11 protein-coding genes are annotated in these 13,059 nt (G+C 56.5%); 6 read left to right on the forward strand and 5 right to left on the reverse strand.

The genetic code is table 11. The annotated features are described in order from the left end of the window. Positions 1-118 precede the first annotated feature (118 nt). From VEG30_11195 to VEG30_11210, 4 genes are all read left to right on the forward strand, one after another. Complete coding sequence (locus VEG30_11195) at positions 119-1,840, forward strand: hypothetical protein (protein ID HXZ80487.1); 1,722 nt, start codon at positions 119-121, stop codon at positions 1,838-1,840. 486 nt (positions 1,841-2,326) lie between these two features. Continuing rightward, complete coding sequence (locus tag VEG30_11200; GenBank protein HXZ80488.1) at positions 2,327-2,779, forward strand: hypothetical protein; 453 nt, start codon at positions 2,327-2,329, stop codon at positions 2,777-2,779. A 164-nt stretch (positions 2,780-2,943) separates the two neighbouring features. Next, entirely contained in the window at positions 2,944-3,417 is a 474-nt protein-coding gene (locus VEG30_11205; protein HXZ80489.1) for a hypothetical protein, read from the forward strand. Positions 3,418-3,541: 124 nt separating this feature from the next. Beyond that, positions 3,542-5,392: a hypothetical protein gene (locus tag VEG30_11210; protein HXZ80490.1), complete on the forward strand. Its 1,851-nt coding sequence runs from the start codon at positions 3,542-3,544 to the stop codon at positions 5,390-5,392. Between the two features lie 13 nt (positions 5,393-5,405). Here VEG30_11210 and VEG30_11215 read toward each other — a convergent pair whose 3' ends face one another. The 5 genes from VEG30_11215 to VEG30_11235 all read right to left on the reverse strand — a co-directional run bounded on the left by VEG30_11215 (position 5,406) and on the right by VEG30_11235 (position 11,341). Further along, complete coding sequence (locus VEG30_11215; protein HXZ80491.1) at positions 5,406-6,341, reverse strand: DsbA family protein; 936 nt, start codon at positions 6,339-6,341, stop codon at positions 5,406-5,408. Between the two features lie 18 nt (positions 6,342-6,359). Further along, entirely contained in the window at positions 6,360-8,000 is a 1,641-nt protein-coding gene (locus VEG30_11220) for an NAD+ synthase (GenBank protein ID HXZ80492.1), read from the reverse strand. Positions 8,001-8,232: 232 nt separating this feature from the next. Then, the gene (locus VEG30_11225) at positions 8,233-9,315 is read right to left on the reverse strand and encodes a hypothetical protein (protein HXZ80493.1); all 1,083 of its coding nucleotides are present in this window, start codon (positions 9,313-9,315) and stop codon (positions 8,233-8,235) included. Between the two features lie 38 nt (positions 9,316-9,353). Beyond that, positions 9,354-10,277 (reverse strand): type II CAAX endopeptidase family protein, encoded by a 924-nt coding sequence (locus VEG30_11230; GenBank protein ID HXZ80494.1) that lies wholly within the window; start codon positions 10,275-10,277, stop codon positions 9,354-9,356. Beyond that, positions 10,274-11,341, reverse strand: coding sequence for a hypothetical protein (locus VEG30_11235; GenBank protein ID HXZ80495.1), 1,068 nt, complete (start codon positions 11,339-11,341; stop codon positions 10,274-10,276). Before VEG30_11235 ends, VEG30_11230 begins: the two co-directional genes overlap by 4 nt. Positions 11,342-11,587: 246 nt before the next feature. Between VEG30_11235 and VEG30_11240 the strand changes: the two genes are divergently transcribed. Both VEG30_11240 and VEG30_11245 read left to right on the forward strand, forming a co-directional pair. Further along, a complete protein-coding gene (locus VEG30_11240) occupies positions 11,588-12,373 on the forward strand; it encodes a slipin family protein (GenBank protein HXZ80496.1) in 786 nt (261 codons plus the stop codon). 18 nt (positions 12,374-12,391) lie between these two features. Continuing rightward, complete coding sequence (locus VEG30_11245; GenBank protein HXZ80497.1) at positions 12,392-12,982, forward strand: SPOR domain-containing protein; 591 nt, start codon at positions 12,392-12,394, stop codon at positions 12,980-12,982. Positions 12,983-13,059 lie beyond the last annotated feature (77 nt).

Raw genomic sequence — 13,059 nt, forward strand, 5'->3', positions numbered from 1 at the left:
GAATGGCGAGCGCCAGCAAGCTAAGCTACGGCTGTTGATCCTCCCCCAATCGGCAGTTCCCGCTCCAAAGTCATTCGGCTCGTAGCTGGAACGCTAAGTCAGATCCGCGAGTTCATTCATGAAAAGCGCGCCTCCGGTTCTAGTGTGCTTCACTGTCGTCTTCCTTTATGGAGCGCTTGCGACGGGGCAAGACAAACCTGCGACTCAGGGTGCTGTTCGAAGCGCAGAGCAGAACGACTCTGCTCCCCCCCCGACGAGTAATGCCATCCCCGGCTCCAAAGCGAAGTCAGGCGTTCAGCGCCGGGAAGCGCCACCACGCACACAGGCGATAGATCTGTTGCAACGCAGCCACGCCATCGGCGAGCAACTCCCGCTTCGCGACCGGTTGAACACTTTGCAGCGGCAGGTGAGGGCGGCTGCCCGCCTGGATCCCTCTTTGGCGCGAGCCTGGGCCAACGAATTGCTGGAGGCCAGCAATGACTTGCCAGATCCCGATGAGAGGGCAGCGTCGCAAGCAGGAGTGGTAGTGAACCTGGCCCCGCGTGATGTTGAAGGAGCATTGGAGATTTTCCGCAGTCTGCCCGCTTCCACCTCCACTAAGGCCAGTCGCGATCCTCGCACTATGGCGGCTCAGATATTGTTCCCCGCTTTGCTCAACAAAGATGGAGCAGCCGCATTGCCGACAATCGAAAAAGAAGCGGTGCGGCTGGGCAGTGAAGATGCGTATCCATATTCGGCTATGGGCCAGGTCGCAGTTCAATCCGGGCAGGACCCTAAGTCGGCCAAAGATGACAAGGATTTGATAACCGATGCGCCACCGCCTAAAGGTGCGAATGCACCGGACGGAAAGCCCCATCGCAGCGGACTGCCGCCGGGTGCGAGCGTGCCGCGTAAAGACCCGGCGCGGGAGGCTACGGTGCTGCGAATCTGCCGGCAGGCTTTCAGTTACTATGAGTCCAGCACGCGCTCGCTGGCCGGCGACCTGGATTTTGCGGACATGATCATGTCGACCTGGCAGTGGCTGCCGGCGGATTTCCTTCGCTCCGCTTTACATACGTCAGCCAACAACCTCGTGGCCAGTGCGGCCGACTCCGATCTGGAATTTCAAAATTCTTCGGATGCAACCAAGGATCAGAAAGTCCACCAAAACCCGGCCGATCTCGCCCTTGTACAACTGGCTCCCGTACTCAGCAAGCTTGATCCCGAGGCACTGGAGAAGGTGAAGCAAGCTCGTCCTTTTGTTGCCCAGTCGCTGCAGCCCACCCCGCCAGGCGGAGTGCCGATGTGGATGACCGGAACCCCTGCTCGCAGTTCGGGAGACGATGCCATGCTTAACATCCAACGCACGGCACAGTCGGATCCCAACAAGGCCCTCAGCCTGAGCCAGGATCTCACCGATCCCGCCGCCAAGGCGCAAGCCCTGTCAACAGTTGCCAGCGCGTTTGCTGCCGTAGATCCGCAGCAGGCCACCCGAACGCTGGAGCAAGCCGATAAGTTGACCGCTACAGTCAAAGATAAGGAAGAACAATTGCATCTCGTGATTTCCGAGGCCGAAGCCGCAGCCGCGATCAAGAACATGGTTCTGTTGCGACAAAGCATGGGCCGGGCGTTCGATCTCGCTGACCAGATTACTCGAGCTGAGGAGGATGCCCGCGCCGAACAAGTAATCGGCTGGAGACCCCTCATGCGTCTGGTGAACGTCGGCATGAAATTAGAGCCAGAGCTCACCGTCGCTTATATCGACCACCTGAACACTCCAGTGGCTAAAGCGAACTTGCTGCTGGCCGCCGCGGAGAGCATCCCGTTGCGTCAAGACTCGAAGCAAAAGCCGAATTCCTAGAAAGCGCCGAAAAAGTAATCTCTTGCAGTTCTTGCAGTGAAGACTCTATGCGGATTCTGTGCAATTCCTTGCATCTGACTGCATAGAATCCGACTAGCCCGGTTTGCTAGTCAGTTTTTCCTGACCGTCGCATCTTGACAACATTTCTGTTGCCAGTATGCTCATGGGCGGCTGATGCCATCAGTTGTTGTGCCGTGGCACAGTGAGACCAGTCTCCCCGTCATGCAACAGACCCCTTGAAGCTCCAGTAAGCGTCTGGGTGTAAGAGAAACAACCCAGGCTAGGGCTATCGAAGCATCTCCGGCCGAACCCCAGGCACTTGGGACCCAAGAGATCCTGTCCACCCCAACGCGTCACTTCGTGCGCTCGGTGGTGTGCGAACTACAAACAACGATCTCCAAGCCCGCGCTCTCCCCACGCGAGGGTTGGATCAATTCGCATGGCGAAATTACGCCGATGTTCATGAATATACCGAGGAGAAAACACATGAGGAAGCTTGCTCTGGTTTCTGGAGTCGTGCTGCTGCTGTTTGGTCTGGTGGGAATCGCATGCGCGCAATTGCCTGAGTATTGCCTGTATACCAAGACCAAGATCAGCCCGTCGGTCGCGAACGTAAACGGCAAAGAATCATTTGACGTCACCACTCTGACGAAAAGCGTATGCGGCTTCCCGATCTATGAAGGAGTCGCTTGCATTTACGATTCGTTCACTAGCCTGACTCAAATCGATTGTGAGGAGCTGGACGATTGGGGCAAGGCATACTTCACCGTCCACAAAGGTGAGTACGTGAACTTTTCTGGCTCCATTCCCACGCAGTACATCCAGGGTCGGTTCTTTGATGAGGAGGACGTCGTCTGGGAAGGTGTGAAGTATTTCTTCTATCCCAGCATCACCAATCCCGGCACCCTGGTGTGCGTAGGCTGCGCCAGCGGCTTTTAACTAGGGCCATGTGAGAGTTGCCAGCATGCTACTACTACGAACCGTATCGGTCGGCCCAGGCGATTGGAGAAACGGACTCAACCTAGCTTCCAGCCCCCGGGCTGCCGCAGCGGAAGTTGACCTGAAACGTATTGCTTTGTGCGAAGACATCGAGGAGGGGGAAAATGAAACGAGTTTGTCTGGCTATTGGAATTGTGCTCCTGCTGTTATGCCTCTCAGGAGCTGCGCTCGCGGTCGATGATGGAGTCTGCTTGTACACAAAGACCACCATCAGCCCCTCGGTCGCAAACGTAAACGGTACTGAATCGTTTAACGTAACCACCAAAACGAAGAGCATTTGCGGTTTCCCGGTCGATGTAGGCGAGGTCTGTATATATGACTCGTTTACAAGCCTGACGCGCATTACCTGCGATGACGTGGACGACTGGGGCAAGGCATACTTCACCGTCCACAAAGGTGAGTACGCGAACTTCTCTGGTCCCATTCCCACCCAGTATATCCAGGGGCGATATTTCGATAATGTGGAAGTCTGCGCTCTTGATGCGATCTGTGAACTCACTCCGGTGGAAGAATTCTTCTTCCCCAGCATAACCAACCCCGGCACCCTGGTGTGTGTCGGCTGTGCCAGTGGATTCTGAATCTGGCCGAAACCTGGGCCGCCCCGCGGGGCGGCCTTTTTTGCTTGGTAACTTCCTTTAGTTTTGCTTCCCGCCCAGTTCGCCCGCGCATAAGGAGGCAGTTCAGGGTAGAATCTCCGGGCCTATGCGGACCCTCCTCGGCATAATCCTTCTGCTCGCCACCTCGCTGTCAGCCGAGAAGACTGCTGCCAATCCCCAAAATTGTTCTGCCAACGCTACTTGTGGCATCTCGAAGAAGGACCTGAAACAGGCGCATCGGGCTTTGGAGCACGCGCAAAAGCTACAGAAAGAAGGGAACCTGGAGGATGCCCTGCAGGCGATGGACGAGGTTGTTCGCCTGGTTCCGCGCAATCTGGAATACCTCACCACCCGGGAGACAATCAAGCAGGAACTTGTGTCGCGGCACATCGACCGTGCAGGAGAACTGCTGACCGCAGGCAAACGAGCCGATGCGCTAACCGAACTGCAGGCTGCCTTAAGGCTGGATCCAGACAACGACCTGGCCAAGCAGCGCGTACTCGATGCCATGCCGCCGTCGGCTGGCGCCTCGGATGCGAATAAGGGAACCGTTCCCGACGCCTTCTCGGAAGCTCAACCGATCGTCCTGGCGCCGAGTTCCGAGCGCTTGACCATCCATTTTCGAGGATCCTCGCGAGATCTTCTGCAGCAAATCTGCAATGCCTTCGGCATCAAGCCGGTCTTCGATGACTCAGTGCGAACCCGAGCCATTGTGCAGTTTGATCTGGAAGACGTCGGCTTCAACACTGCCATGGATGCGGCGAGCAAGCTCTCCAAAGTGCTTTGGTTTCCCGTATCGGCTAAAGAGGTCTTGTTCGCTGACGATACACCAGAGCAGCACCGGCTGTTTGATCGCATGGTGCTGCAGACGTTTTATCTGAGCAGTTCAACCACTCCGCAAGAGCTGCAGGAAATCGCTACTGCACTGCGCTCGGTATTGAACCTGCGGCTGATTCAGACGGCATCCGAGAATTCCAGCCTGAGCATCCGAGCCTCACAGTCCACAGTCGAAGCTGCAGAAAAATTGCTACCCCTGTTGACCCGCCCCAAGCCGGAAGTAATGCTGGACCTGCAGGCTTTCCAGATCAGTCACACGCTTACGGAGCAATTGGGAGTGAACTTGCCGTTGCAGTGGCAGGTCATAAACCTGCCGTCCTCGGTGCTTGCCCTTTTAGAAAATCCTCAGACGTCAGACCTTATAAATCAGTTGTTCAATTCCGGTGGGATCAACCAGGCTAATTCCGCTGCCATTCAGGCGTTGCTTGCTCAAGCGCAGAGCCAATCTCAGAATCCCCTATTAAACACTCCCTTTGCCACGTTTGGAGGTGGCCTAACCAGATTTGCCATTCCCTTTCCGCCGGCATCGATTCAAGTGCAACTGAATGAGTCCACCGTAAGAGACCTGCAGCGCCTCAGTTTGCGGGCTTCCCTGGGTAACGCAGCCACCATGAGGATCGGCAGCCGCATCCCCATTCTCAATACCAGCTTCGCGCCCATCTTCAATAGTGCCCAGGTTTCGCAGGTGCTTGCCAATCAGACCTTTATTCCTCCATTCCCCTCCTTCAATTACGAAGACATCGGAATCACGGTGAAGGCAACACCGCTTAGCATTTCTCCCGATGACGTGAGTCTGAAGCTGGAGCTTCAAGTCAGAGCTGTCACCGCACAAACCGTAAATGGAATACCGGTGCTCTCTAATCGGGAATATGTGGGCAACCTCAGCCTGAAAAACGGCGAACCCGGCTTTGTAGCCGGAATTCTCACTCAAAGCGAACAGAGAAACCTACAGGGAGTTCCAGGCCTTCATCATGTGCCGCTCATCAGCCAGGCAACCACACTTCATAACCTGGAGCACGATACTGACGAACTGATGGTTGTAATCGTTCCGCGAATTGTATCTCGGGCAGACACACCGAACCAGAAAGCCGAAATCTGGCTCCCTACGGCGTCGAGATGAGTCCGCCAGACGGCTAGCGGCTTGGCTGAAGTTGCGCCTTTTCCGATCCTGATTGCGCCTGAAAGATCGTGATCTGCTTCAGCACTTCAAAAGGCGTTCCCGCCACGTTCGCGATCTTGCGGCCATTGATAAAGATCGTGGGCGTCGCGGTCACTTCCAATTCATTTCCCAACGCCTGCGAGGCATAGATTCGTTCTGCCACCTTAGGATCAGAGGTGCAGGTGGCAATCGTGTCCGGGTTCAGGCCGGTCTCGCTGACCAACTGCTTCAGGCGTCCTTCCACCTCATTTTCGTTAAGGCGCGCGATTTCGTCCTGCCGGTCATAAACCGTATCGACGTATTTCCAGAAGCTGTCGTTGCTCTGCCGCGCAACACACTCGGAATACTTAGCGGCAGTAAGCGCCCATTTGTGGATTTGGGTCAGGGGAAATTGCTGGAACACCAGTCGCGAGTTCGGGGTTTCGGCAAGCAGCTTCTGTATGATCGGCTGAGCCCGCTTGCAGGCGGGACACTGCAAATCACCAAATTCTACAATCGTGACCGAAGCATCCGCAGGACCACGCCCCGGCCCATTCATTTTGGCTTTGAGAAGTTCCCGCGCGGCAAGAAAGGGATCGGCGCCGAAGGGCATCATGTCGGCATACAAAGCGTACTTCTGATCCGGGGTCACATAGAGTTTCAGAGCTTGCTGGCCCTGGGGGGTCGTCGCGCGGGCATCCACTTCATAAAGCGAGGGATCGGGGGCGGCCTTGATATCCACGACTTCAATCCGCAGATTCTGATCGTATCCGAACATATGGTGAAGAAAGGATTCCACCGTTTCTTTCGTGAGCGTTGACGGCGGATGCGGAGCCGCCGCAGGAGCGGCAGCCTTGGAGCTACTCTTGTTTTGTGCCGAAACGCTGGCGGTAATTAAACAGACCAGGATTGAAAGAATGACTGAGCGCATTGGTTCCTTTCCATCGTTTTAGAAGTCGTATTTGGCAGCTATTGGATAACGGCGACCCATACCGAACGCCTTCTCCGTCACTTTCAATCCCACGGCTGCTTGCTGCCGCTTGTATTCCGCATGGTCCACCATACAAATAACCCGCCCCACGACACTCGTGTCGAGCTTTCGTTCTGACGCGATTTCTTCTGCTGTCCTGTGCTCCTCAATATAGTCCTCGAGAATCGGATCCAGGACCTCGTATGGCGGCAGGACGTCTGTGTCCTTCTGGTCGGGCCTTAGCTCTGCGGAAGGTGGCTTCTCGATCGAGGCGCGGGGGATCACGGGCTGCCGGGAGTTGACGTAATTCGCCAGTCGATACACCAGTGTCTTTGGTACATCGGAGATGGCGGCCAAACCTCCTACCATGTCCCCGTAGAGAGTGCAGTAGCCCACGGCCAGTTCCGATTTGTTTCCAGTACTGATGACAAGAGCGCCAAACTTATTGGAGAGCGCCATCAGCAAGGCTCCACGAATTCGCGATTGAATATTCTCCTCTGTCACATCCGGCCCTCTGCCTTCAAAAACCGGCTGCAAGGAACTTAGATAAGTGTAAAAAATGTCTGCAATCGGAATGAGCTCAAAGCGTATGCCCAGGTTCGCAGCCAATGCCCGGGCATCGTCTATGCTGCCCTGCGACGAATAGTCGCTCGGCATGCCAACGCCGATGACGTTATCCCTCCCCAAAGCGTCTACCGCAATCGTGGCGGTTAAGGCAGAATCAATACCCCCACTCAGACCGATGATTACCCGCTCGAACCCGCATTTGCGTACATAGTCGCGAGTCCCGAGGACCAAGGCAGCATACACAGTCCCTTCCTCGCCTTTGATCTGCTCGTGAATCTCGCCCTGGAGAGAATTGGAGTCGAATAAGACCAGATCTTCTTCAAAGGATTTGGCCTGCGCAACAATCTGGCCATCCGGGGCGATCACCAGACTCGAGCCATCGAAAATCAGGCTGTCGTTCCCGCCCACAAGATTCACTACTGCTACTGGCACCCGGTGACGTGTGGCAATTGCGGTCAGTATCTTTTGCCGCAGTTCGCGCTTGCCGATGTTAAAGGGCGAGGCGGAAATGTTGAGCAGGAAATTCCCCCCTTCGCGCATTAACGCTTCCACCGGATCGACCCCGTACAGAGGACGGCTCCAGAAGCTCTTGTCATTCCACGCATCCTCACAGATGGTGAGCGCCACACGCCTGCCGCAGAATGACAGCAGTTTCTGGCTGGCGGCTGGGGCGAAATTGCGCGATTCATCAAAAACATCATAGGTAGGCAACAGCATTTTGGATTGCGTGAGTACTACCCTGCCGTCTTGAACTACTGCAGCCGAATTCAAGACTCGCTTACCGGTCTCTGTTGTGGCGGGCGTCACCAGGCCGCAGATCACCGTGATCCCCTGGATCTGCGTCTGAATCTCCTGCAGGGCCTCCAGGTTGCGAGCCAAAAAACTGGGCCGTTCCACTAGGTCGCGTGGGGGATACCCGCAAATCGCCAACTCAGGGAAAAGAATCAGTCCTGCGCCCGCTTCTTCAGCCTCACGAGCGTAGCTGATAATCTTGTCGGTGTTACCCCGGAAATCCCCGATCGTGGTGTTGATCTGTCCCAGAGCGACCTTCACAAGGTTAGTGTAAAAGGGCGGCTACAGAATCAGCAATGAGCAGCGAGCAACCCGCAATCAGGGGCTCAAGACTCAGAACCTGTCTCATAAATCGATTTTGAATGGGCACGGCTTTCGCGGCGTCGTCCAGAGCCGCATGAATCCCAGGCTTTTCGCCCCTGAGGGAAACGGAAGTTTACTCCCTCGGTTTTATGAGATCGCTTCTCCGCGCTCGATCACCTTGGGGGTCACTTTAGTTGGGAGGCACGTGGGGTGGAGCAGGCTGGCCTCCCGGCGCGCCAGGAGGATCGGCGCTGGGCACATCTCGCGGATCCCGCGGCACGGGAGGACCAGGAAGGCGACCTGGCACGGTGTCGGGCTGACCTTCTGCCTCTTCCCCAGGACGGCGCAATGAGGGAGCGCCGGCGGGACGAGGCTGCGGCTCTTCTTCCTGCTTCTTGGCGACGGTGGCAGTCGGTTGCAGCACAACCTCCTTTTCCGTGCGTACCATCTTCTTGCCGTCTACCTTCATCACCTCAACCCGCACCACTTCATCGCCAACAAAACGAACAAACTCCACATCCTCCGGAGGGACACCATAAATCCACTCTTCGTATTCCGAGTCGCCATCCTTCTCGCGCGTCTTCTGCGGCGGGCGTCCTTTGGAGTAAACCACCATCTCGCGGTTCATCCCGACCAGCACCTGATGATTCTTGATGGCCTCTTTGGCCTTTGGCGGAATCGTATCCAAGTAAGCCTCAACCGCCGACTGCGAGTGGAAATCGAGCACCGGGCTGAGCATATCTTTCACCTGGGTAGGCGTCATTTCAGGCACATAGTTGTCGAATAACAACTCTACAAACGAACCGCGTGGATTCGTATTTTCAGTGGGTGTGCCCGGGCTCGCCGACCCCATGGGTCCGTCAACCTCTATGTGCTCATACCATTTCTTCTTGCGCTCAGGCCCACCGTTGATCTCAAAGACGATGCTCTTGGACTTGAACTTGACCAGCGTGATGCGGGCTCGGTCACCCGGCTTGGCTGCTGGACCGTAGGCTGCCGTCATCATTTGCAACTCGGCATCATTGGGTGAGACCGTGCCATCTTTAATGGTCAGCCCTTTCCTTCCCATGGGAAAGGGTTTGCGCACGAACACCTGCTCGGCACTCAGAGATCGAATTAGCGTGACCCGGCCTTCATTCGAAATATGTGGAGCGTCTTTAGGAGGTGGTGCAGGCTTGGAATCAGAAGTTGGTGCAGGCTTGGAATCGGCAACGGAGGAGCCGCCAAAGGCGAAGAGCGCCAGGAGCAGAAACAAGGTGCGCTGGCCGGTCATGATGTACCCCAAATCCCTTCAGCGATTATAAGCCTGGTCTAGGGCGCAACGGGCGGCATGGCGTCAGTATTTTCCAACAGAGGACGGATCTCGATCACCGGAAGGGGCCGCTGGCGAATGCAATAGAGTACAAACAACAGACCAATAAAAATGGCGATTGTGGCCAGCACCCCTCCTTCCGGTCCGTAGCTACCGCCCGTCAGCCATTGAGGCCCGGCGACTCGTCCCACTCCAATCACAGCAAAATCCGTAAGACCGCTCACCGGAAGGCCAAAGACAAGCCCCAGAGCCGCGTTCCAGCTGAAGTGAATTCCCCAGGGCAGCCACAGACCCTGGGTACGCAAGTATGCCAAGGACAAAACTACACCGATAAGGGCAGTGTTGGCCGCTCCTAGAAATGAAACATGCGGATTCCCAAGATGCACGCTGCCGAACAGCAGTGAAGACACCAGAATTGCCCCAGCTGGCCCCAAGCCTTCCACTAAACGCTGAAAGGGGTATCCCCGGAACGTCAACTCCTCTGCCAACGCGCCTGTGACCAGAATCCAGACCACAGCCGTTGCTAACTTGAGCGTTTGGCGATTAAGAACTGGAGAATAGCCCAGATGACCTCGTTGGATTATGGCCTGAAGCAGAACCGCCATGAGGCTCATCACGAATCCAACCGCGATTCCGAGAAAGCTATCATGCAAAGCATTACTGGCGCCCAAACCCAGGGCACGGACAGGATGTCCTTTCACCCGATCAAGGACGACCAGCATAGCGCTGTAGGAAAGCAGCAACAGCAACGCGAGCGTAGGGCGGAAAAAAGCATCGAAGAGCCGTTCATTGTTTGCGGAAAAAGCTGCGCTGAAGAGGATGAGCCAGGCAGCCAGCCAGTTGGCGGCGAAGAAGACCGCCAGCGAGATGAGAAAACGCCAGCCGCTGCGCAGGCGTCCATCGTCGCCGAGAAACAAGGTCATACCATCGCAGTTTGCGGCCGCGTTTTGCTGATATTGGTGGCGAGGCCGTCTGGGGCAACCCGGCAAGGCAGCACGTGTCCCCCGTTCACTTTGAGCGCTTCGGCCACTCGTTCTTTTGCGCCATCCTTGACCATGAAGATCACACAACCACCGCCGCCCGCTCCACAAACCTTGGCCGCACGACCGCCGGTTTTGGCCGCCACCGCAATCAGGCGATCGATCAAGGCGGTGGAGATGCCGCTGTAATTGCTGCGCCGAAGCTTCCACTCTTCCCGCAATAGCCGTGCCACCTCATCCCATTGCCCCTCGGCCAGTGCCGGACGCATGGCCCGGGAGAGCTCAGCCAGGTGCTGGAAATTCTTAATGACGTTCTTGTTGCCATCTACATGTGACTTGAATACCTGCCAGTTATTGATGCCCGAGCGGCGGGGTTCCCCTGTGTAGACCAGCATAAAGCGCGCATCGATCTCTTCGGAAGCAACCGGCAGGGCTTCACGGCGGATTCCTTGCGGTTCCAGGTGCACCGCACTGACTCCCCCATAGAGGGCAGGGTAGTAATCCTGGCAGCCCGTAGGCACGCCGATCAACTGCGCTTCCACATTCTGTGCCAGCACTCGCATCTCTTCCAGAGAAAGCCTGCGGCTACAAAGTCTGCTCAGCGCCGCCGCAGTCGCAATCATCAGGGCAGAGGAACCGGCAATTCCTCCTCCGGCGGGGGATTCCGAATTGGTCTCCAGCAAGAAACCGTCCTCAGGCGCGAATAATCGCACCAGACTGGCAGCTAGAGCGTGCTTCAACTGCCGGGCGCGGCGAAGGCTATCCAGGTTCTCAAAGCGATCTTCCTTCTTGGTATCCAGTGAGCGCAGATGAATGCTCTTGCCTGGCAGCGGAGTAATCTTGCACGAAGTCATGATGTTGACTGCAAAATTTACAGTCACCGCCCCAGGGTGGAACAGGTATAACGGCCAGAGATCCAGAGTCCCTCCCGCCAGGTCGACACGGCAGGGGGCTTGTGTGCAAATGCTGCGCAGCTCTGAAAGATGACTGGGCTCTTCGCTTGGCATCAGTTTGTTCTTTTGTATCACGAGCGGCCGTTCCGGCAGTCACTGGCCGTCCTGCCGCTGGGTTCGACAGCTGGAATCCTGATCGAACCGATTATTCTACTGCCAACAGGATCGATAGTGAGAGCCAGCTCTCTTGTCCCGCCCCCCTTTCCCATTTTGTTGCCGCGCGTGGTGCATTGTCGTTCGAGCCACACACGCCTGCGATACAATCCGCCAACAGGGCTGCTTTTGCGAACGGAGTTCCTTATGCCTATCAGTTTTGGATTTGTCGCTGCGGTCATCGTCTTCATCTATCTGCTGAGTTCAATCAAAATCCTGGCGGAGTATGAGCGGGGTGTGATTTTCCGACTCGGCCGCTTGCTCGCACACGCCAAGGGGCCCGGACTGATCCTCGTTTTCGCTCCCGTGGATCGCATGGTGCGGATTTCGCTTCGGCAGGAGGCTCTTGAGGTTCCGCCACAAGACATCATTACCCGCGACAACGTCACCCTAAAGGTAAATGCAGTGATCTTCCTGCGCGTCATTGATCCCCGCCGGGCGGTAAATGAGGTCTCCAACTATGTGTACCAGACCTCGCAGTTTGCCCAGACCACGTTACGTTCGGTGCTGGGCGAAGTGGATCTGGACGAACTCCTGGCCCACCGTGAAAAGATCAACTTGCGGCTACAGAGCATTCTGGACCAGCACACCGATCCCTGGGGGGTCAAAGTGGCCAACGTCGAAGTAAAGCAGGTGGACCTGCCGGATTCGATGCTCCGCGCCATGGCCCGCCAGGCCGAGGCAGAACGCGAAAAACGTTCCAAAATCATTCATGCCGAGGGCGAATTCTCGGCCGCGCAACGCCTGGTGGATGCAGCTCGCTTGCTCGCGCAGGAACCGGTAACCATCCAGTTGCGTTACCTGCAGACGCTTACCGAGATCGGAGTGGAAAAGAACACCACTATCGTATTTCCCCTGCCGGTCGACATCATTCACGGGCTCACCAAGGCCGTCGGGCAAGTTGGGCAAGCGCCTGCGCAGCCGGGCAGGTAAAGGAGAACTAAGGAGATTATGGGAGAACAGGACACAGAAATCACCCTAGGCACGGTAAGACTCCTGGGCCTGTTTTTCGGCCTTGTCATCGTTTGCGGAGCCTTTTTCGGCTTGGGCTTCTCTATGGGACGCAGCTCCGCCAAATCGACACTGATGCTCACAGATAATCCCGCATCTACGCTTCCGTCGTCTGGAGCGCCCAAAGCGTCAGCCAATGCCGCCACGAAAATCGCCGAGAGTTCGCCCGCCGCTGATAATGCCACCCCTGCGGCAGTGACAAAAAGCCCGCAGGCAGCTGATCCGTCTACCGTCTTGGCAGCCGCTCCAGAACCGAAAGGTGAGTCCGATTCCAATCAGGCCACGGCCCCGCCGCCGGTGGCTGCCGCCAGCGGATATCTCGTGCAGGTTGCTGCCGTGACCAAGCAGGAAGACGCCGAGGCGCTGGTCGGGGCGCTACGTAACAAACATTACACGGTGTTTGTCTCCCCCGGTGCAGGCGCGGACAAGTTGTTCCATGTACAAATCGGCCCCTTTTCTGACATAAAAGATGCAGAGGCCATCCGAGCCCGCCTGGTGAGCGACGGATACAATCCCATCCTGAAAAAATAACGGCTTGAGGCACAATGGGCATCTGTGCACTTGCCCCCTTCCTGCCCCATTCCTGATTGAAAACCCTTTTCACTTTG

It is taken from the genome of Terriglobales bacterium (assembly GCA_035624455.1).
Lineage (GTDB): Bacteria > Acidobacteriota > Terriglobia > Terriglobales > Acidobacteriaceae > DASPRM01.

Bases quoted from the DNA above. Each gene is read 5' to 3' on its own strand.
- VEG30_11195 (HXZ80487.1), top strand. From the start codon at position 119: ATGAAAAGCGCGCCTCCGGTTCTAGTGTGCTTCACTGTCGTCTTCCTT.
- VEG30_11200 (HXZ80488.1), top strand. From the start codon at position 2,327: ATGAGGAAGCTTGCTCTGGTTTCTGGAGTCGTGCTGCTGCTGTTTGGT.
- VEG30_11205 (HXZ80489.1), top strand. From the start codon at position 2,944: ATGAAACGAGTTTGTCTGGCTATTGGAATTGTGCTCCTGCTGTTATGC.
- VEG30_11210 (HXZ80490.1), top strand. From the start codon at position 3,542: ATGCGGACCCTCCTCGGCATAATCCTTCTGCTCGCCACCTCGCTGTCA.
- VEG30_11215 (HXZ80491.1), bottom strand. From the start codon at position 6,341: ATGCGCTCAGTCATTCTTTCAATCCTGGTCTGTTTAATTACCGCCAGC.
- VEG30_11225 (HXZ80493.1), bottom strand. From the start codon at position 9,315: ATGACCGGCCAGCGCACCTTGTTTCTGCTCCTGGCGCTCTTCGCCTTT.
- VEG30_11230 (HXZ80494.1), bottom strand. From the start codon at position 10,277: ATGACCTTGTTTCTCGGCGACGATGGACGCCTGCGCAGCGGCTGGCGT.
- VEG30_11235 (HXZ80495.1), bottom strand. From the start codon at position 11,341: ATGCCAAGCGAAGAGCCCAGTCATCTTTCAGAGCTGCGCAGCATTTGC.
- VEG30_11240 (HXZ80496.1), top strand. From the start codon at position 11,588: ATGCCTATCAGTTTTGGATTTGTCGCTGCGGTCATCGTCTTCATCTAT.
- VEG30_11245 (HXZ80497.1), top strand. From the start codon at position 12,392: ATGGGAGAACAGGACACAGAAATCACCCTAGGCACGGTAAGACTCCTG.